The 19803-nt window shown below is 62.9% G+C and carries 21 protein-coding genes and 1 pseudogene; 16 read left to right on the plus strand and 6 right to left on the minus strand.

Annotation, left to right across the window (positions count from 1 at the left end):
• Window positions 1–48 precede the first annotated feature (48 nt).
• The gene (locus ACFSOZ_RS26875) at window positions 49–1026 is read right to left on the minus strand and encodes a Bug family tripartite tricarboxylate transporter substrate binding protein (protein ID WP_379102921.1); all 978 of its coding nucleotides are present in this window, start codon (window positions 1024–1026) and stop codon (window positions 49–51) included.
• A 240-nt stretch (window positions 1027–1266) separates the two neighbouring features.
• Here ACFSOZ_RS26875 and ACFSOZ_RS26880 point away from each other — a divergent pair, with 240 nt between their 5' ends.
• Both ACFSOZ_RS26880 and ACFSOZ_RS26885 read left to right on the plus strand, forming a co-directional pair.
• Window positions 1267–2037 (plus strand): IclR family transcriptional regulator, encoded by a 771-nt coding sequence (locus ACFSOZ_RS26880; RefSeq protein WP_379102923.1) that lies wholly within the window; start codon window positions 1267–1269, stop codon window positions 2035–2037.
• Between the two features lie 329 nt (window positions 2038–2366).
• Window positions 2367–4859 (plus strand): EAL domain-containing protein, encoded by a 2493-nt coding sequence (locus ACFSOZ_RS26885; RefSeq protein ID WP_379102925.1) that lies wholly within the window; start codon window positions 2367–2369, stop codon window positions 4857–4859.
• 7 nt (window positions 4860–4866) lie between these two features.
• Here the strand turns inward: ACFSOZ_RS26885 and ACFSOZ_RS26890 are convergent, their stop codons facing one another.
• The gene (locus ACFSOZ_RS26890) at window positions 4867–5406 is read right to left on the minus strand and encodes a GNAT family N-acetyltransferase (RefSeq protein WP_379102927.1); all 540 of its coding nucleotides are present in this window, start codon (window positions 5404–5406) and stop codon (window positions 4867–4869) included.
• A 132-nt stretch (window positions 5407–5538) separates the two neighbouring features.
• On the minus strand, window positions 5539–5769 hold the full coding sequence (locus ACFSOZ_RS26895) for a YdeI/OmpD-associated family protein (protein ID WP_379102929.1): 231 nt from the start codon (window positions 5767–5769) through the stop codon (window positions 5539–5541).
• A gap of 159 nt (window positions 5770–5928) precedes the next feature.
• Between ACFSOZ_RS26895 and ACFSOZ_RS26900 the strand changes: the two genes are divergently transcribed.
• The 4 genes from ACFSOZ_RS26900 to ACFSOZ_RS26915 all read left to right on the plus strand — a co-directional run bounded on the left by ACFSOZ_RS26900 (window position 5929) and on the right by ACFSOZ_RS26915 (window position 9591).
• On the plus strand, window positions 5929–6384 hold the full coding sequence (locus tag ACFSOZ_RS26900) for a DUF2214 family protein (protein ID WP_379102931.1): 456 nt from the start codon (window positions 5929–5931) through the stop codon (window positions 6382–6384).
• Window positions 6385–6533: 149 nt separating this feature from the next.
• Window positions 6534–7511, plus strand: a complete 978-nt coding sequence (locus tag ACFSOZ_RS26905; RefSeq protein WP_379102933.1) for a tripartite tricarboxylate transporter substrate-binding protein — start codon at window positions 6534–6536, stop codon at window positions 7509–7511.
• Between the two features lie 96 nt (window positions 7512–7607).
• Window positions 7608–8072: a tripartite tricarboxylate transporter TctB family protein gene (locus tag ACFSOZ_RS26910; RefSeq protein WP_379102935.1), complete on the plus strand. Its 465-nt coding sequence runs from the start codon at window positions 7608–7610 to the stop codon at window positions 8070–8072.
• A 10-nt stretch (window positions 8073–8082) separates the two neighbouring features.
• Complete coding sequence (locus tag ACFSOZ_RS26915; RefSeq protein ID WP_379102937.1) at window positions 8083–9591, plus strand: tripartite tricarboxylate transporter permease; 1509 nt, start codon at window positions 8083–8085, stop codon at window positions 9589–9591.
• Here ACFSOZ_RS26915 and nth read toward each other — a convergent pair.
• Entirely contained in the window at window positions 9588–10382 is a 795-nt protein-coding gene (nth, locus tag ACFSOZ_RS26920) for an endonuclease III (protein ID WP_379102940.1), read from the minus strand. The two genes, ACFSOZ_RS26915 and nth, sit on opposite strands and share 4 nt — an antisense overlap.
• Before the next feature lie 22 nt (window positions 10383–10404).
• Between nth and ACFSOZ_RS26925 the strand changes: the two genes are divergently transcribed.
• On the plus strand, window positions 10405–10899 hold the full coding sequence (locus ACFSOZ_RS26925) for a DUF2244 domain-containing protein (protein WP_379102942.1): 495 nt from the start codon (window positions 10405–10407) through the stop codon (window positions 10897–10899).
• Window positions 10900–10908: 9 nt separating this feature from the next.
• Here ACFSOZ_RS26925 and ACFSOZ_RS26930 read toward each other — a convergent pair whose 3' ends face one another.
• Window positions 10909–11724, minus strand: coding sequence for a class I SAM-dependent methyltransferase (locus tag ACFSOZ_RS26930; protein WP_379102944.1), 816 nt, complete (start codon window positions 11722–11724; stop codon window positions 10909–10911).
• A gap of 166 nt (window positions 11725–11890) precedes the next feature.
• Here ACFSOZ_RS26930 and ACFSOZ_RS26935 point away from each other — a divergent pair, with 166 nt between their 5' ends.
• From ACFSOZ_RS26935 to ACFSOZ_RS26975, 9 genes and pseudogenes are all read left to right on the plus strand, one after another.
• A complete protein-coding gene (locus ACFSOZ_RS26935) occupies window positions 11891–12769 on the plus strand; it encodes a methylated-DNA--[protein]-cysteine S-methyltransferase (protein ID WP_379102946.1) in 879 nt (292 codons plus the stop codon).
• 221 nt (window positions 12770–12990) lie between these two features.
• Window positions 12991–13461 (plus strand): hypothetical protein, encoded by a 471-nt coding sequence (locus ACFSOZ_RS26940; protein WP_379102948.1) that lies wholly within the window; start codon window positions 12991–12993, stop codon window positions 13459–13461.
• Window positions 13462–13481: 20 nt separating this feature from the next.
• Window positions 13482–13875: pseudogene (locus tag ACFSOZ_RS26945) on the plus strand (hypothetical protein).
• Window positions 13842–14360 carry a hypothetical protein gene (locus tag ACFSOZ_RS26950; protein WP_379102950.1) on the plus strand — a complete coding sequence of 173 codons (519 nt, stop codon included), beginning with the start codon at window positions 13842–13844 and terminating at the stop codon, window positions 14358–14360. The pseudogene ACFSOZ_RS26945 and the gene ACFSOZ_RS26950 overlap by 34 nt, the downstream one beginning before the upstream one ends.
• Complete coding sequence (locus tag ACFSOZ_RS26955) at window positions 14335–14817, plus strand: hypothetical protein (protein ID WP_379102952.1); 483 nt, start codon at window positions 14335–14337, stop codon at window positions 14815–14817. The genes ACFSOZ_RS26950 and ACFSOZ_RS26955 overlap by 26 nt, the downstream gene beginning before the upstream one ends.
• Before the next feature lie 144 nt (window positions 14818–14961).
• Window positions 14962–15867 (plus strand): ribokinase, encoded by a 906-nt coding sequence (locus tag ACFSOZ_RS26960; RefSeq protein WP_379102954.1) that lies wholly within the window; start codon window positions 14962–14964, stop codon window positions 15865–15867.
• Window position 15868: 1 nt separating this feature from the next.
• Entirely contained in the window at window positions 15869–17320 is a 1452-nt protein-coding gene (locus ACFSOZ_RS26965; RefSeq protein ID WP_379102956.1) for an amidase, read from the plus strand.
• A gap of 113 nt (window positions 17321–17433) precedes the next feature.
• On the plus strand, window positions 17434–18048 hold the full coding sequence (locus tag ACFSOZ_RS26970) for a LysE family translocator (protein ID WP_095084705.1): 615 nt from the start codon (window positions 17434–17436) through the stop codon (window positions 18046–18048).
• 67 nt (window positions 18049–18115) lie between these two features.
• Entirely contained in the window at window positions 18116–18493 is a 378-nt protein-coding gene (locus tag ACFSOZ_RS26975; protein ID WP_379102958.1) for a hypothetical protein, read from the plus strand.
• Window positions 18494–18583: 90 nt separating this feature from the next.
• Here ACFSOZ_RS26975 and ACFSOZ_RS26980 read toward each other — a convergent pair whose 3' ends face one another.
• Window positions 18584–19525, minus strand: a complete 942-nt coding sequence (locus tag ACFSOZ_RS26980; protein ID WP_379102960.1) for a nucleoside hydrolase — start codon at window positions 19523–19525, stop codon at window positions 18584–18586.
• Window positions 19526–19803 lie beyond the last annotated feature (278 nt).

Here is a 19803-nt window from a genome sequence, read left to right on the forward strand (position 1 = left end):
TGCATTCCATGCGAGAAGGGGCGGCATGCGCCGCCCCTTCAGGGAAGATCAGGCAAGCCCGAGATCCTTGAGGATCGCCTCGATGCGGGCCGTATCCTCGGTGACGAATTTTGCATAATCGTCGCCGGTGAGCAGAATCGGCGTCCAGTTGCGGTTCTTGCATTCAGCCGCCCAGGCGTCGCTCTTGGCCATGCTCTCGACCATCGTGATCATCGCCGCCTTGTCGGCATCAGAAACGCCGGGAGGTGCGAAGACCCCACGCCAGTTGAACAGCTCGACATCGATCCCGGCTTCCTTCAGCGTCGGCGCGTCGATGCCGTCCTGGCGCTTGTCGGCCGAGATGGCAAGCAGCCGCAGTGCGCCCGCCTTGACCTGTTCGGAAAACTCGCCAAAGCCGGAGATGCCGGCCGCGACCTGGTTGCCGAGCAGCGCCGACAGGGCCTCGCCACCACCGGCGAACGGGACGTAGGACAGGTTTGTCGCCGGCACGCCGACGGTCTTGGCGATCAGCCCGAACAGGATGTGGTCCGAACCGCCGGCCGAGCCGCCAGCGACAGGAACCTTTGTCGGATCGGCCTTGAGTGCGGCGACGAAATCGGCGGCCGTCTTGAACGGCGACTCCGCCGGCACGACCAAGGCCTCGAACTCGCCGGTGAGGCGGGCGATCGGGGTGACTTGCGTCAAATTGTTGGCAGCCTTGTTGGCGATGATGGCGCCAACCATGACCATGCCGGCAACCATCAGCGAATTGCCCTTGCCATTCCATTGGTTGATGAACTGCGGCAGTCCGACCGTGCCGCCGGCGCCGCCGACATTGGTGATCTGCGAGCCGGAGATGAGCTTCTCACTGCGCAGCACCTGGTCCATCGTGCGCCCAGTCTGATCCCAGCCGCCGCCAGGTGCTGCCGGCACGAAAATCTGGATCTGCGGTGCGCCTTCGGCGAAAGCGGGTGAAAGGTGAAGTCCTGCAAGGCCGGCAGCGCCAGCCGCCGCCGTGCTCATCAAAAATCTGCGTCTGTTCAGCATGGGGATTCCTCCAGATCACGACACCTCCTCCGGTGCCTGCCAAAACGCGCCTGAATCCAGACCCGTAATCGAGTTCAAGCAGATGTTACCAAGTTCTGTCAACGGGAACGATATTCTACTAGACAGAACGCGTCGGCGGCGCGACACATTGGCTCCGCTAAGCAGGTTCCGCAAAAGTGTTCGACGCGTTGGCGAAGCCAGCGGAGTCTGCTTAGGGCCTTCTCCGAATTGGAAACCGCAATGGACTCACCAGGCAAACCGGCTGATCCAGACATCCGGCAAGCGGCCGCCGAAGGGGTTGCCGCGCTTGATCGGGCGATCACCATCCTCGATGCCTTCACCACGTCGGACAGGTCGCTCAGCCTGGCCGAAATCGCGGCGCGTACCGGCCTCTACAAGAGCACCATCCTGCGGCTTGCGAATTCCCTTCTGCGCGGGCAGTTGCTCGAGCGTCTGGGCGATGGCCGTTACCGCGTCGGACCCGCGACCTTCCGGCTCGGCGCGCTCTATCAGCGTTCGGTGGTGGCGGTCGACATCCTGTTGCCGATCATGCGCGACCTTTCCGAGCGAAGCTGGGAGAGCGTTGCCTTCTATGTTCGTTCGGGCGACGTCCGCACCTGTCTCTACCGCGTCGAATCCAAGCACCCGATACGCTACACGATACGCGAAGGCGACGTGCTGCCGCTGCTGGTCGGCTCGGGCGGCCGCGTGCTTGCGGCGTTTTCCGGCCAGCAGGGCGAACCCTACGAGACCATCCGCAAGACCTGCAACTGTCTCGCCGTCGGCGACCGCGACCCCGAGACGGCCGGCGTGTCGGCGCCGGTGTTCGGGCCAGGCCGCGCCCTGCTCGGCGCCTTGACGCTGGCCGGTCCCAGCACGCGCGTCGACGCGGCGTTTCTGCAGCGTATGAAACGCCCGCTGCTCGAGGCGGCTGCGCGCGCCACCCGCGCCTTCGGCGAGGACGCCTCCATGCTCGAGCAGGCGAGCCTCGCGGCGGACGCTGCGTCGTAGCGTTGATCGGCCCGTCGGCCGAAGCAAAGCGCGATGCGCGTCCACGCAACCCTGCCCCGCGTTCCAATCCCGGAAAGAGATTCCGGGAGCTTCGAATACAATCTGATTCAACTTGAAGCAGTTACATCACGCAGCGTAATATTCGGCCACCCGCGGCAAGAATCGACCATATAAATAGTTGAAGTATTTATTCGCTGTTAAGCCCCCTCGTGATAACCGGACTGATGTCGCCAGATGAGCGACACGAGGGAAGAACGTCGTCTCCACCGACGGATGAAACAGTCGGACAGACGGCCTGACAAGGATCATGGCAAGTCCATGGAAATTCGATGAAGCTGTCATCGATGGACCCGAAACCCCGTCTTCTCGGGCTCGTCTGGCCTTTCATCGCCGTCGTTCTTGTTCAGGCACTGGTTGCCAGCCTCAGCCTCCACACGCTGTCGGCGGTTCGCGCCTATGTCGGCGGCGAGAGCCAGTGGTCCAAGGGGCAGAAGCACGCCATCTATTTTCTCAGCCTCTATGCCGACACCGGTAAAGAGGAGTTCTTCCGCGAATACAGCGGGGCAATCGCCGTTCCGCTGGCTGATCGTTCGGCCCGCCTCGCACTTGAGAAGCCTGAGCCCGACACCAATGCGGCACATACCGGCTTCCTGCAGGGCAGGAATCACGCCGACGACGTAGCCGGGATGATCTGGCTGTTCCAGAATTTCCGCGGCTTCAGCTATCTCGATGCCGCCATCCGGCACTGGACGGCCGCCGACACGATGATCCTCGCCATCCAGCGGCTCGGTGACGCCATGCACGAGAGGCTGGGCAAGGGGCCGGCATCGGCGGCTGAGATCAGCGCCTGGAAAGCGGAAATCCATCAGCTCGATCATCAGATCAGCCCGCTATCCAAGGCCTTCTCGGACAGCCTCGGCGAGGGATCGCGCTTCATCAAGATATTGCTCACATCAGCCAATGTGGTCACCGCCGCCTTGCTGATCCTGCTTGCCGTATGGCGCACGCGCAAACTCCTGGCGCAGCGTCAGGCATTCCAGATGGCGCTCAATGCCGAGCGTGAGCGCGCCCAGATCACCCTGGCTTCGATCGGACAGGCCGTGATCAGCACCGGGGCCGACGGGCGGCTGGATTACATGAATGCCGTCGCCGAAAGATTGCTTGCATGTCCGCTCAGTGCCGCCAGGGGCAAGCCGATCGCGTCGCTGTTTCGCCTTGTGGACAAGGACAGCAGCGCCGAAGACACCGGCCTGGTCGAGCGCCTGCTGGCCGGTGAGCCGCACCTTTCCAGCGCGCGTCCGCAATTGCTGCAGCGGCCGGACGGCTCCGTTGTACCCGTCGCGCTGACCGGAGCCCCGCTGCTCGTTTCCGGCCACGTCGCCGGCGCGGTGCTGGCGTTCCACGACATGACGCGCGAAGAGGACTATATCGAGCGGCTGTCATGGCAGGCATCGCATGATGCGTTGACCGGACTGGCCAACCGACGCGACTTCGAGAGCCGACTGGAAAGAACGATCGCGGACCTGCAGGACCGGCCGCGCCAGCTCGCACTCATGTATCTCGACCTCGATCAGTTCAAGCTGGTCAACGATACCTGCGGCCATGCCGCGGGCGACCAGCTGCTGCGCCGGATTTCAGCGCTGCTGACCCACGAATTGCGGCCGGGCGATGTGCTGGCCCGGCTGGGCGGCGACGAGTTCGGCGTGCTGCTCGTCGATTGCGATAGCGACAGCGCGGCCGACATCGCCGAACGGCTGCGCGCGGCGGTGCAGGATCTGCATTTCGCCTGGGATGGCAGGCCTTTCAACTCCAGTGTCAGCATCGGCATGGTGCAGATCGCCAATGCCGAAGTGACGATCGAGGAAACGCTCAGGGCCGCCGACGTCGCCTGTTACTTGGCCAAGGAAAAAGGCCGCAACCGCGTCCAGATCCACAGCGATGGCGATGTGTTCATGCGGGAGCGCTTCGGCGAGATGGCCTGGGTGCAGCGCCTGCACGTCGCCCTCGAAGAAAACCGCTTCAGGCTTCATGCCCAGGAAATCTGGCCGCTCAACGACGACGTCGCCGAGGCGGGCGCACATATCGAGATCCTGTTGCGGCTGACCGACGAAGACGGCAGCTTCGTCACCCCGCAGAGCTTCATTCCCGCGGCCGAGCGCTACGGCCTGATGCCATCGATCGATCGCTGGGTAGTCCGCAACACCTTCGCCATTCTGGCGGCGCGGCAAGCCGATCCGCGCACGGCTCCGATTACCACATGCGCCATCAATCTTTCCGGAGCGAGTTTCGGCGACGAAACATTCCTCGACTTCCTTCGCGAGCAATTCCTCGTCCATGGCATTTCGCCCGCCATGATCTGCCTGGAGATTACCGAAACCAGCGCCATCGCCAATCTGACCAGTGCCATGCGCTTCATTGCCGACCTGCGCGGGCTGGGCTGCCGCTTCGCGCTCGACGATTTCGGCTCCGGCATGTCGTCCTTCGCCTATCTGAAGCACCTGCCGGTCGACTACCTCAAGATCGACGGCAGCTTCGTCAAGGACATGCTGGAAGATCGCATCGACCACGCCATGGTCGAGATGATCCATCACATCGGCAAGGTCATGGGCAAGCGCACCATCGCCGAGTTCGTCGAAAGCGACGGCATCATCGCCGCCTTGAAAAAGATCGGCGTCGACTATGCACAGGGTTATGCGATCGCCAAGCCGCAGCCTCTCGATGTTTCGACGGTGCTGCTCAGCCGGAACGTCGCACCGGCCGCCAAAAACACCGCCGATCCATGGGTCGATCTGGCGCGGAAGCTCAGCCGCAAGGCCGGCTAAAACCGTTTCAGGCGAGCCGTTCCAGCAGGATGGTCGGAGCATCGTGGTAGGTGGTCCGCACCACTTCCCGGTAACCGCACTTCTTCGCAACGTTCAGAGAAGCGACGTTTTCCGGATCGATGATGCAGACGGTCTTCGCGGGCCCGAACGTCTCTTCGCCCCATGCCAGGATGCGGCCAACCACCTCGGTGGCGAAGCCTGCGCCATGAACGGCCGGAGCGAGCGCCCACCCGGCCTCGGGAATGCCTTCGATCGACGGCTCCATATCGCGCTTCAGATCGTGAAAACCGGCCTCGCCGATGAAACGGCCCGTCGCCTTCTCCTCGATCGCCCAAAAACCGTAGCCGAGCAGCGACCACAGGCCGGCATGACGCAGGAAGCGCATCCAGCTTTCTTCGCGCGTGCGCGGCTTGCCACCGATGAAGCGGGTGACGACGGGATCGGTCCACATCGTCGCATAAGCGTCGAAGTCTCCCAGCCGGTGTGCCCGCAGGATGGTTCGCTGCGTCTCGATGACAGGGGCGCTGGTTGCCTTTGGACCGCTCATGGAATCTGCCTCGCTGATGTTGCCCGCGCTTAGCAAATCGCCGGTGCGGTGCAAGGGCCAGGGCGACATGGGCCATCATCCAGGAACCATGGCTCACTGCGGAGGCCCCGCCCGCCGGATAGCGGCAGGACTTCAGCCGCGCCAGGCCATGTTCCTGTAGACGCCGCCGCGCTGCAGCTCGTCCAGCATCTGGTCGAGCTGCTTCCGCCAGGTGTCCGGCCGTTTGGCGCGGCCGATCCAGCCGAGATAGTCGTTCTTCTGGTCGTCCGGCCGCGCCTCGTAGACCGTCATCAAACCGCGCTCTGTCAGGGCAGCGCGGACATCGTCTGGCATCGGGTTCAGGGCGCGTTTCAATCCGGTCATCCGAGGAACTTTTTAGGTTGTCAGGAACGGGCGTCAATGACGCTCATGGCCAGGTCGAAAGTGGGCTCGCGCGTGGGAATTTTGCGGAACGATGCTACCCTTCGCAAGGTGACTGGTTCAGCGTGGCCGGTCTCAGTGCCTGCCAACAAGGGAAAAAGCATGGACACCACCGATCTCGTGCTTGCCATCGTCCACCATCTGCTGGTGTTTTCCCTGGCAGGGATCATCGGCGCCGAATTCGTGCTGATCCGCGGCGATCTGGCCGCCGCCACGCTCAAGCGGCTCGCCGGCATCGACCGTCACTATGGCATCATCGCAACGCTGATCATCATCGTCGGCATCGGCCGCGTCTTCTATGGCCTCAAAGGTTGGGAATTCTACGTCTACAACTGGGTGTTCTGGGCCAAGATGGTGGCGTTCGGCGTGGTCGGCCTGCTGTCGATCATCCCGACCATCCGCTTCATTTCCTGGAACCGGCAGGCAGGCGCCAACCCGTCGTTCCTGGTGCCGGCGGCCGAGCTTGCTTCGGTGAAGACCTATATCCGCGCCGAGGCGTTCATCTTCCTGCTGATCCCGGTGTTTGCGGCGGCGATGGCACGGGGCTACGGCTACTAGAATAGAGCGGACGAACGGCAGAGAATCGCAGTTTGCCATTTGAGGCCGATTGCAATCTGCTAGTTTGCGCTAGTTGTTGCTCTATCCGCAGCCGGTGTTGGGAGAACTCCGCGCGCGGTTGGAGATTTATGTCCTGGGAGGAGATCACGATGAGAAAATTAGTCGCCGCTCTGGTTGCCGCTGCGGCCATCACGCTTTATCCGTTCGCAGCGGGCGCACAGACCTATCCTGAACGAACCATCACCGTTGTGGTACCGTTTGCCGCCGGCGGCCCGACCGACACCGTCACGCGCCTTGTCGCGGAAGCCATGTCGAAGGATCTCGGCCAGCAGGTCATCGTCGAGAATGTCGGCGGCGCCGGCGGCACGCTTGGGGCGGGCCGCGTCGCCAACGCCGAGCCGGACGGCTACACGCTGCTCCTCCACCACATCGGCATGGCGACAAGCGCAACGCTATACAGAAAGCTCGCCTACGACACGCTGAACGCCTTCGACTATGTCGGCCTCGTCACCGAGGTGCCGATGACCATCGTCGGCCGCAAGGACCTCGAGCCGACCGATTTGAAGGGGCTGGTCGACTATGCCAAGGCCAACAAGGATAGCCTCACCGTCGCCAATGCCGGGATAGGTGCGGCCTCGCATCTGTGCGGCATGCTGTTCATGAGCGCCATCGGCACACCGCTGGTCACCGTGCCCTACAAGGGCACCGGCCCGGCCATGACCGATCTTCTTGGCGGTCAGGTCGACATCATGTGCGACCAGACGACCAACACCACCAAGCAGATCCAGGGCGGCACGATCAAGGCCTATGCCGTCACTTCGCCGGAACGCCTCGATGTCCTGAAGGACGTCCCGACGGCGACGGAAGCGGGCCTTCCTCAGGTGCAGGTCGGCATCTGGCACGGCCTCTACGCACCCAAGGGCACACCGACCGAGATCACCGAACGCCTGTCGAAATCGCTTCAGGTCGCGCTGAAGGACCAGAACGTCGTGGCCCGCTTCGCCGAACTTGGCACCAAGCCGTCGCCCGAAGCCGACGCGACGCCAGCCGCGCTGAAGTCCAAGCTGGAAGGTGAGATCACGCGTTGGAAGCCGATCATCGAAGCCGCCGGTCAGTACGCCGATTGAGGGCTCCAAACGGGGCGCTGCCAGCGCTGCGTTTTTGCTTCTGCCCCCGTTTTCGCATGCAACGGCGCGCCCGCGGCGCGGGCCTGGGAGGATGTCATGAAACCTTTCGCAATCGACAGGACCAACGCCATTTGCGCCGCACTGTTCATCGGCTTCGGCGCGTGTTTCGCGCTGCAGTCGCTCGGCCTCGAAATCGGCACCGCCTTCCGCATGGGACCAGGCTATTTTCCACTGGTCCTGGCGGTCGTGCTGATCCTGCTGGGCGCCATCATCCTCATCCAGGCAGTTCGCTTCGATAGCAGCGAGCCAATTGGGCACATTGCGTGGCGCGGCATGCTGCTCATCCTCCCTGCTCCGATCTTCTTCGGCCTGACGGTGCGCGGCCTCGGCTTTATCCCGTCGATCTTCCTGACGGCGCTGATCGCGTCGTTTGCCAGCGGTCGCATGAAGCCGCTGACCGCGCTCGCACTGTCGGCCGGCCTGACGTTGTTTGCGTTCCTGGTCTTCAGCTACGCGCTCGGCCTGCCGTTCCGGCGCTTCGGCCCATGGTTGCCATTATGAGGCGATGAACATGGAACTCCTCGACAACCTCGCGCTCGGCTTTTCGACGGCCACATCGTTGGCAAACCTCGGTTTCTGCCTGATCGGCGTCCTTCTCGGCACGCTGATCGGCGTCTTGCCCGGCATCGGCGCCACCGCAACCATCGCCATGCTGTTGCCGATCACCTTCCAGATCGGCGACCCGGTTTCCTCCCTCATCATGCTCGCGGGCATCTATTACGGCGCGCAATATGGCGGCTCGACCACCGCCATTCTCATCAACATGCCCGGCGAATCCTCGTCGGCCGTCACCGCAATCGATGGCTACCAGATGGCTAAGAACGGCCGCGCCGGGGCGGCACTCGCGATCGCGGCCATCGGCTCGTTCTTTGCCGGCACGGTGGCTACCTTCCTCGTCGCCATCTTTGCCCCGCCACTGACGGCGATAGCGCTGAAATTCGGTGCGGCCGAATATTTTTCGCTGATGATCGTCGGCCTCGTCTCGTCCGTCGCGCTCGCCCACGGCTCGATTGTCAAGGCGCTGGCGATGGTCGTGCTCGGCCTGCTGCTCGGCATTGTCGGCACCGACATCTACACCGGCACGCCGCGCTTCACGCTCGGCATCCGCGAGTATGCCGACGGGCTGAATTTCGTTGCGGTGGCGGTCGGCGTCTTTGGCGTGGCCGAGATACTGCGCAATCTCGAAAACGAGGACGAGCGCTCGGTGCTGATCCGAAAGGTCACCGGCCTTATGCCGACCCGCGAGGACTTTCGGCGCATGGCAGCGCCCATCGTGCGCGGAACGATCATCGGTTCGGCGCTCGGCATCCTGCCGGGAGGCGGTGCGATCCTTGCAGCCTTTGCCTCCTACACAGTCGAAAAGCGCATCTCGAAAAATCCGGGGGAGTTCGGCAAGGGCGCCATCGAAGGCGTCGCCGGACCGGAATCGGCCAACAATGCTGGCGCGCAGACCTCCTTCATCCCGATGCTGACGCTCGGCATTCCGGCCAACCCGGTGATGGCGCTGATGATCGGCGCGATGATCATCCAGGGCATCGTGCCCGGCCCCAATGTCGCGACCGAACAGCCGGCGCTGTTTTGGGGCATTATCGCCTCGATGTGGATCGGCAACCTGATGCTGATCATCCTGAACCTGCCGCTGATCGGGCTTTGGGTGAAGCTGCTGACGATCCCCTATTACGTGCTCTTCCCGATCATCATGGCGTTCTGCTCGATCGGCGTCTACAGCGTCAACAGCAACGTCTACGACCTCTACGCCGTCGCCTTCTTCGGCTTCCTCGGCTATCTCCTGACCAAGTTGCGCTGCGAACCGGCCCCGCTGCTGCTCGGCTTCGTGCTCGGCCCGCTGCTCGAGGAAAACCTGCGCCGCGCCATGATACTCGCGCGCGGCGACCCGAGCACCTTCGTGACGAGACCGATCAGCGCCAGCCTGCTGCTCATCGCGCTCGCCGTGCTCGTCATCGTCTTCCTGCCCGCGGTCAAGAAGAAGCGCGAGGAGGTGTTTGTGGAGGAGAGTTAAGGTGTTGAATCGAGCGGCGCGAGCTCGACCAGCGGTGCCGGCACATCGGTCGTCTTCTCCCCGGCCTTGCAGATATCGGCGATGACGCAGGCCGGGCAATCCGGCTTGCGCGCCTTGCAGACATAGCGGCCGTGCAGGATCAACCAATGATGCGCGTGGCGCATGTATTCGTCCGGGATGATCTTCAACAACCCTTGCTCGACCTGCTCCGGCGTCTTGCCGGGCGCCAGCCCGAGCCGGTTGCCGATGCGGAAAATGTGGGTATCGACCGCCATCGTGTGCTGGCCGAAGGCCATGTTGAGCACGACATTGGCGGTCTTGCGCCCGACCCCCGGCAGCTTGACCAGCTGGTCGCGGTCGTCAGGCACGTCGCCGCCGTGGTCGCGGATCAGCGCCTCCGACAGCGCAATGACGTTCTTGGCCTTGTTGCGCCAGAGCCCGATGGTTCTGATATAGTCGCCGACCTTGGCTTCACCCAGCGCCAGCATCTTTTGCGGCGTGTCGGCCACCTCGAACAGCGCCCGCGTCGCCTTGTTGACGCCGGCATCGGTCGCCTGCGCCGACAGCACCACCGCCACCAGCAGGGTGAAGGCGTTGACATGTTCGAGCTCGCCCTTCGGTTCGGGCCGCTGGACGGAAAAGCGCCGGAATATCTCGTGCACTTCTGCCGCACTGTAGCGCGAACCGGACCTCACCGGCCGCGGGCGCGGCTTGGCGTTCGAGCCGTCGCGCCGGCCGGGCAAAAGTTCATTTTTGGGTGCGCTGGATTTTTTTGACTTGGGGCTCGCCATTCCCTTCCTATAGTATCCCGCCATGAGCGACACAAACGCCTCATTTCAGGCCGACGAGCCATTTTTTCACGCACTGCTGACCCCGCACCGGTCGCTGGGCAGGACAGGCTTCTTCATCCTGATGGGCGCGCTGCTGTTCGGCTGGTTGGTGACGGGCGCGTTTTTCCTGTCGCGCGGCGCCTGGCCGGTGTTCGGCTTCTTCGGCCTCGACGTGATCGCCGTCTACATAGCCTTCCTCGCCAACTACCGTGCCGCCCGCGCCCGCGAGGAAGTGTCGGTTTCGCGCACCAGCCTCGACATTCGCAAGACAGCACCCTCGGGAAAATCGGAAGCGCATCGCTTCAACCCGTTCTGGGCACGGTTTTCGGTCGCCCGTCATGCCGAGATCGGCATCACCAGGATGACGGTGGAAGGACAAGGCCAGAACGTGCCGATCGGCGGCTTCCTCAATCCCGACGACCGCGAGAGTTTTGCTACAGCCTTTTCGCGCGCTTTGGCGACCGCCAAGGCGCGCTGAACCAGCGCTTCAGAAGCGGTAGCGCAACAGCCTGCCGACCTTGCGCAGCGCCGGAATGTGTATCCACAGGCGGATGAAAAGTTTTGCGAACCAGCCCATGCGGGCGGCGTGTTCAGGCTTGTAGGCCGAGATGTCCTCGATGAACCGCAACTTCGGAACAGCCAGTTCCAGGTCGTGCGGATCCTCGATGTTCCAGTAGACCTTGGCGCCCGTCGCCTTGAAGGACGGGTTGAAGCGCAACAGCTTCAGGCCGAAACGGCTGTAGGCGTCAAACATCAGCTCGCCGCTGGCAAGATGCGCGACAAGCCGCGCAAACAGGCGTGGCCCCTCGTTGGCGGGGAGATAGGGCGTCAGTCCTTCCGCCACCACCATGGCCGGGCGATTGCGGGGCACTTCAGCCAGCCAATCCGGTTGGATCACCGACGAAGCGACCAGATGGTAATAGTCGCGGGACGGGTAAAGCTTGCGCCTGAGTTCGATGACTTCCGGGTAGTCGACATCGAACCAGTCAACGCCTTGTGGCGGGTCGACACGGAAGATACGCGTATCGAGCCCGCAACCCAGATGCAGCACGATGGCGTCGGGATTTCTGGCGAGAAAGTCCTGAACGCGGACGTCCAGCGTCTTTGCCCGGATCGCCAGGCCGACGCCGAGATTGTCGTCGACCTTGAGCCTGGAGAAATCATAGTCGATGTTGCGAACCGCCTCGGCGGCGAAGTGATCCCTGAGCAGCGAATCCGGCAACCGGCTCTCCAGCGCCTTGCCGTAGAGCGTCAACAGCAAGGTCTCCTTCTCGCCGGTCAGATGCACTTTCTCGCCAGCCATGCGCGACACCTTGCTCAAACACCGAGATCGAGCCCCATCCCGATCACGTCGGGAGGGGACACGCCCTCGAGAACCGAGTCTATCTGGGTATGCGCCGCAAGAAGGCAAGTTTCGGGTGGCGATCGACGCCCCAAGGGGCGATATTCCAGCTCAAGGAGACAGTTCCATGAGCACACAGACAGCAGTCCTCAAAAAGGACATCACGCCCGAAGGCAGTGACTACGAGATCGTGCGCCGCGCCATCGAGAAGATCAGCCTCGACTATCGCGACCAGCCGTCGCTGGAAGAACTGGCCGAGGAGGTCGGCGAGACGCCGACCGGTCTGCAGAAGCTTTTCACCCGCTGGGCCGGCCTGTCGCCAAAAGCCTTCCTGCAGGCCGTGACACTGGACCATGCCCGCAGACTGCTCGATTCCGGCATGCCGTTGCTCGAAACGTCGTTCGAGCTGGGCATGTCCGGCCCCGGCCGGCTGCATGATCTCTTCGTCACCCATGAGGCGATGTCGCCGGGCGACTATAAGACGCGCGGAGCAGGGCTGACCATCCGCTACGGCTACCACCCCTCGCCGTTCGGCACCGCGCTGATCATGGTCACCGACCGCGGGCTTGCCGGCCTCGCCTTCAATGACCCGGGCGAGGAACGCGCCGCCTTCGCCGACATGTCCAGCCGCTGGCCGAACGCCATCTATGTCGAGGACATGGCCGCGACCGGGCCCTATGCCGCGCGCATCTTCGACCCGACGCTGTGGCGCCCCGACCAGCCGCTGCATGTCGTCATGATCGGCACCGACTTCCAGGTTCGCGTCTGGGAAGCACTGCTCAAGATTCCGATGGGCAAGGCCAGCACCTATTCCTCGATCGCCGCCAGCATCGGCGCGCCGAGCGCCAGCCGCGCCGTTGGTGCCGCCAACGGCGCCAACCCGCTCTCTTTCGTGGTTCCCTGCCACCGCGCCATCGGCAAGTCGGGCGACCTCACCGGCTACCACTGGGGCCTGACCCGCAAGCGGGCCATCCTGGGCTGGGAGGCGGGGCAAGTGTCGTCGTGAATGTCGATTTTTCTAATTGTCGCTGGAAGAATATACAAATATCAGACTTACTAAGTATAAGTACGATTATTGTATCGGATTTTCTTGATTGCAACCAAAGGCAACCTCCGGTTTATCCGATTGTTATTTTCACAGGTTATTTAACTTAACTCTAAATTAACCACGATAAAGTGATGATGACCCATATTAATTCGGGCGATCCGACTTGATAGGAGGTCTCGATGACGTTGTTCCGCGCCGGCTTTGGCGCAGCTCTGCTGGTCACCTGTGTTGACCAGACCGCATTGGCCACAACGCAAAATGTCATTTTCAATGGCACGATCACCGCAACCTGCACACTCTTGATCGCCACCAACGGCACGATGACGGTGAGCCCCGATCTCCAGTCGCTAAGCTCACACAACAGTGGTGGCTTGGCCGGAACGGTCACGCTGACGACGACCGGAGGTGTATCGCTCAGCGTAGACCCGGTCACCACGACCACGGCGCCGGCTGCCGATGTGACGGCTACCACCTGGACGCCGACCTATTCCGCCAGCGGCGCCCACACTGTCGCCGAAACGGGCTCAGCCACCAGCCTGACCGCTCCCGGCGCCTCGCTTGTCTCGGTCAACCTCGCCGGCACCAAGGGGGGCAGCAACCGCTTCGCCTCCGGAAACTATCAGGCAACGGTGACGGTGCGCTGCGAATAAGCTCTCGGAAGGAGGGGTCCTTGACACATGCTCGAACCTTGGCGACGGCGCTGGCCGTCGGCCTGATGCCTATTGCCGCCGTGGCCCAGTCGATGTCGCCGATGCGAGGCGAGGTCAACAGCTTTACCGACGTCTTCGCGGTCCGCGTTTTTTCCGGCCAATCCCTACGACCAGAAGATCAGGGTCGAAATCCACGTCTACGATCAGGATTTTCAGCCGGTGGAAGCCAGGATTTCTCCGAGTGTCTTCCAACTGGCTTCCCAGGCCTCCCGTCCTGTCCTTGTGGTCGTGCCCTTTGCCGGCGCCGCCGAGCGTAAAGTGCGTATCTGTACCGAAAGCATCCCCTTTCCCAATCAGCAGACCCAGATAAAGGCACAGATATGCGGAAAGTTTTTTGGGCACCGCAAGTCCTGACAGTCGCGCTTGCGGCGATGTCGACGGGGATCTCGCCGGTTCTGGCCGAGGATGTCTACAATCTCAATCAGAATGAGAGCGGCTTCAACCTGCCCGGTGTGACCTTGCCGCAGGGGCAGGATGAGGTCCACGCTTCCGACGGCACCACCTGCCGTTCCGCGGTATCGGGCACCGGCGCCTATGTCGACCTCGGCGTCATCAGAGGCAACAACCAGTCGAACAATGACGTCGCCACCTACGGCCGCGTGGTGATTCCGATCGGGCGTTCGCCGAAGCGCGTCGACTGCAGCCGCCTCTACGAGCTTGAGGTCGAGCGCCTGCAACTGGAGCTGAAACTCCTCAAAATGGGGCTCGGCGCCGACGGCCAGACGGCGAGCGTGGCCACCAGCACTCCCGCTCCTGCCGCCGCATCACCTGGATGGGCCAACGAAGGCTGGAGCATCAGGACCGGAAATGGCAATGGCAAGAAAAAGAAGAAGAACTAGCCGCGCGCTGCTTGCGGCGGCAGCACTTGCCGGCTTCTGCCTTCCGGCGCAAGCGGCGATCATCGGCACCTGCACCATCATGGTCGGAGCGTCGGGGACGATGAAGGCAAATCCCGCCATCAGCATACTGGGCTCCAAACAGGCAGGCGGATCGAGCGCCAGCGCCACCATCGTGGCAAACTCCCTACTGTGCTCCGTGCTCAACTTGCTGGACTGCTATTCCGTTTCGGCGCCAGCGCCTGCCGCGTTCTCGTCCGCGCCGAGCGGCGGCGGCACCAACGTGACCTTCACCTCGGTCTTCCGTCTCGATGGCTCGGGAGTCGACATCAACGGAAGTGTGCCGCAGAGGGTCATCAATGGTACCCATCCCATGCAGGTCGACCTGACCGCCACCAAGTCGAGCGGTCTCTTTCCCGCCGGCAACTATCAGGGCACGGTCACCGTGCGCTGTGAATAAGCACAAATCAAGCTGGACCATTCGCGTGGTCTGGCAAGCCGCGGCCTTACGGGTTAGCTTCCCGCGCGATTGGAACGACCTGCGTTCGCCCGAACGCATAGAGGACGCTCCAACATTTGGATCTGTCCTGGCAGGAGGCCTTGCTTGATTATTGTTGTCGGCTCGATCAACCTCGATCTGATCGCCAATGTCGATCGCTTGCCGAGCCCCGGCGAAACGGTAGGCGGCTCGAGCTTTGTCACGGCGCCCGGCGGCAAGGGCGCCAACCAGGCGCTGGCGGCGGCACGCGCCGGCGCTCCGGTGCGCATGGTCGGCGCCGTTGGCAAGGACAGCTTCGCCGCCGAGGCGCTGGCATTGTTGCGCGACGGCAAGGTCGACCTGTCCGGCGTCGCCGAAACTTTTGCGTCGACGGGTACGGCGCTGATCATGGTCGGCAAAGACGGCGAGAACATCATCGCCGTGGTGCCGGGCGCCAACGCTTCCGTGTTGCCCGGCGATCTCTCGAAAACCTTCCTGAAAAAGGGCGATGTCGTACTCCTGCAGCATGAGATTCCGCTGGCGACCGTCGATGCCGCGCTCGACCAGGCAAGAGCGGCAGGCGCCATCACGGTGCTCAACACCGCGCCTTTCCAGGGCGACGCAGCGGCCTTTCTCGGCAAGGCCGACTATGCCGTCGCCAACGAAACCGAGTTCGACCTCTATGGCGAGGCGCTGTCGCTGAACGGCCGCGACCGGGCGGCGCGCATGCGCGACTATGCCGGGAAAACCGGCCGAACCATCGTCGTCACGCTCGGCGGCGACGGCGTTATGGCGGCGACCCCAAGTGATTTCCTGACCGTTCCGGCAATGAAGATCACCCCTGTCGACACTGTCGGCGCCGGCGACACGTTCTGCGGCTATTTCGCCGCCGGCCTGTCGTCCGGCCTCGCGCTCGACAAGGCGCTGGCACGCGCGGGCGCGGCCGGCTCGCTTGCCTGCCTGAAGCCGGGCGCCCAGCCGGCGATTCCGCTGGCCAAGGATGTCGACCAGGCGTTGCAGGAAACCCGTTGAGATGCCGCGCCCCCGGACGAAACATGCCGTGGCGCCGGCCGGCGACATCTGCCGCCTGTCCGCGGTCGCACTCGCCGACGCGATCCGCCAAAAGAAACTTTCCGTCGGCGAGGTGGTGACGGCATTCCTCGACCGCATCGAGGCGGTCAACCCGCTGGTCAACGCCATCGTCTCCTTGCGCGACCGTGGCGACATCCTGCGTGAGGCCGACGCTGCCGATGCCCGGCGGCAGGCAGGTGTCGAAACCGGTCCGCTCTTCGGCCTGCCGATCGCCATCAAGGACCTAGCCTCGACGAAGGGGCTCAGGACCTCGCTAGGCTCGCCGATCTTCGCCGATTTCGTGCCGCAGCACGACGATTTCTTCGTCGAGCGTATCCGCGATGCCGGCGCCATCATCATCGGCAAGACCAATGTCCCCGAATTCGGACTTGGCTCCAACACCTACAACACCGTGTTCGGACCGACGCTGAACGCCTTCGATCCGGCCCTCACCGCCGGCGGCTCGAGCGGCGGCGCGGCGGTGGCGCTGGCGCTCGACATGCTGCCTGTCGCCGATGGCAGCGACTTCGGCGGCTCGCTGCGCAATCCGGCGGCCTGGAACAATGTTTTTGGCTTCCGCCCGTCGCAAGGGCTTGTCCCCGGCGGACCGGACTTTGAAGTCTTTCATGCACAGATGGGCGTCGACGGGCCGATGGGCCGCAACGTCCGCGACATGGCATTGCTGCTCGATGTGCAGGCGGGCTATCACACGCACGCGCCATTGTCCTATGAGAAACCGGGCTCGTTCCGCGAAGGGCTTGCAACAGCGACGACCGGCGGCCGCATCGCCTGGTTCGACGACCTCGGTGGTCATCTGCCGGTCGAAGCCGGCATCCTTGACCTCTGCGAGGTCGCGCTCGGCCGGTTCGCGGATGCATCCTTCCCCTGCGAACCGCTGTTGCCAGATTTCGATTTCGAAGCGCTGTGGCAGGCTTTCGTGACGCTGCGCCAGGCCAGCAGCGGCTGTGCGCTCAAGATCCACTACGACGATCCCTCGAAGCGCGGCCTGATGAAGCCGGAAGCCGTCTGGGAAGTGGAGAATGCGGCGCGGCTGACGGCACCGCAGATCCGCGCGGCTTCGGTCATCCGCACGTCCTGGCATCGCACGCTGCTGTCGATCTTCGACCGCTTCGACCTCATCGCGCTGCCGACCGCGCAGGTCTTCCCCTTCGATGTCGGCACGCACTGGCCGCGCGAGATCGCGGGACGAGCGATGGACAGCTATCACCGCTGGATGCAGGTTTCCGCATTTGCCACTCTGGGCGGCTGTCCGGCGGTCAACGTCCCGGTTGGCTTCGACGACAGAGGCCGGCCGATGGGCATGCAACTGATCGGACGGCCGCGCGGTGACCTCGCCGTTTTGAAGGCGGCGGCGGCCTATGAGGCGACGCTGCCCTGGCAGGCCGGCGCCTGAACCGGATGCATTGGCGTATTGAGGCGCTTCGCGTACCGGCTTGCACCGGCCGCGCTGCTATGCATTGATTATCGCCAGTTGCGCCGCATCGACGGCATTCCAAGGGAAAAATCATGTCGCTGGAACTCTACGCCGCCTATGTCCTCGCTTGCATCGTCATCATCCTGGTGCCGGGCCCAACGGTCACGCTGATCATCGCCAACAGCATCCGCCATGGCTCCCGCGCCGGTCTTGCCAATGTCGCCGGTACGCAGGCCGGACTCGCCGTCATGATCGCCATCGTCGGCATCGGCCTCAACACGCTGATCTCGGGCATGGGCCACTGGTTCGAGTGGGTGCGGCTGATCGGCGCCGCCTATCTGATCTGGATGGGCGTGCAGATGTTCCGTTCCAAGGGAACGCTGAACGCCGACGGAACGGCCAGGAAACCGCGCGGCGGCTTCTTCCTCCAGGGCCTGCTGGTGGCGCTCAGCAATCCCAAGACGCTGGTCTTCTTCGGCGCCTTCTTCCCGCAGTTCATCGCGCCTCAAGGCAACTACTCGCTGCAGATCGTGGTCATGGGCCTCACCGCCATGATCTTCGCCGCCATCTCGGACTCGACCTACGCACTCGCCGCCGGCCGCGCCGGGCGTCTGTTGTCGGCCAGCCGTATCAAGCTCATGTCCAGGATCAGCGGCAGCTTCCTGGTTGGCGGCGGCCTGTGGCTGGCATTTTCGCGGTCGAAGTAACGGCAATAGCCGGCATTTTTAAGAGGAAACCATTGAACAAGGATCGCGCCCTACTCAAATATAGGGCATGGGCCAAACGCGGCTTTCTCTTAGAAATCGACTAATTCTGTTTCAAGAAGAATATCGTGAAGCAGTGATTGGTGTCGCTTTATTTTGTGCGATTGCTCTGGCGAAGTCCTTGCCGATCTTGACAAGACAGAATAGCCCGATTGTCGACACGCAACTTGTGAGCGGCATCGTCGAATACGCTACGATGCCGCAAAATCCGAACGCTTCCATCGGCCGTGGATTCTATTTCACCTATGAAGTCCGGCTTCAGGACATCAACGCCGTGGTGGTTGTCGAAGGCGAAGTCGACACGCCACATAGGATCGGTTCGGAAGTTTCTCTCGAACGACAGCACCACCAGAATGGCACCGACACATACCGATTGCTCAATGGGTAAACCCGACCCGTGACGCACCCGGTAGCCTACGCCCGGGCTTACCCCGAGCGTAGGCTACTGGTGCAGGGTACATGTTCTGAGAAGGCGGTCCTAAAGCCGCCCCAACCTCTCGACCAGCAATGCGAAGAAGCCATCATGGTCGATGTCGCGCATCACCATGGCGTTCTTCGGCCGCTTGGTGACGCCCCACCAGTCGATCACGGTCATGCCCATGGTCAATTCCGAGGTGGTTTCCACGCTGACATTGCAGTTGCGGCCCTTGAACAGGTCCGGCTTCAACAGATAGGCGATGACGCAGGGGTCATGCAGCGGTCCGCCATCGGTGCCGTATTTCTCCTCGTCGAAGCGCTCGAAGAATTCCAGCATGTCAGCAGTCGCGGTGCCAACCTTGGTGCCAAGTTCGCGGAAGGCCTGCGTGCGCTTGGCGGTGGTCAGCGCCTTGTGGGTGACATCGAGCGGCATCATCACGATCGGAATGCCGGATTTGAGCACGACGTCGGCCGCTTGCGGATCGACATAGATGTTGAATTCGGCGGACGGCGTGACATTGCCGCCTTCGAAGAAGCCGCCGCCCATCAGCACGATTTCCTTGATGCGCGGGGCGATGCGCGGTTCGCGGATCAGCGCCAGCGCAATGTTGGTGAGGGGCCCGAGCGGGCAAAGCGTGATCGTGCCGCTCTCTTCCGTCATCAGCGTCTCGACGATGAAATCGACCGCGTACTGGTCCTGCAGCTTCATCGTCGGCTCGGGCAGTTGCGGTCCGTTGAGACCGGTCTTGCCATGCACTTCCTCGGCGGTGACCAGTTCGCGCATCAACGGTCGGATGGCGCCGGCATAGACCTTGATGTCCGGCCGGCCGGCCAGCTCGCAGATCTTGCGGGCGTTCTTTTCGGTAAGCTTCAGCGGCACGTTGCCGGCAACGGCGGTGATGCCGACGATCTCCAGCTCTGAGCTGCCGAGCGCCAGCAAAATGGCGACCGCGTCATCCTGGCCGGGATCCGTGTCGATGATGATCTTGCGTGATTGAGGCATTTCAATTCCTTGTTTGGCGAGGCCATGGACTTGGAGGAATCATCCGAGGCGCCGAAACGGCTACGAGCTGCCATGTCGAACCGCTCGACCGGGGAAGACAATCCCGACCTGCGCGCTTCTCCTTGCATCCGCTCGCCGTTTCAAGCGCCATGTCGATCATTCCTGTGAGTCCACGACCTGGTCTTTTTGGGCGGGTCTTTTGACGGCTTGAACTTGGTCGCGGGGCGGACCATATCAAGACCACCGGGAAAAATGCCATCTGGGTTTTTCCACTTTAT

Source organism: Mesorhizobium newzealandense (genome assembly GCF_042682145.1).
Lineage (GTDB): Bacteria > Pseudomonadota > Alphaproteobacteria > Rhizobiales > Rhizobiaceae > Mesorhizobium > Mesorhizobium newzealandense.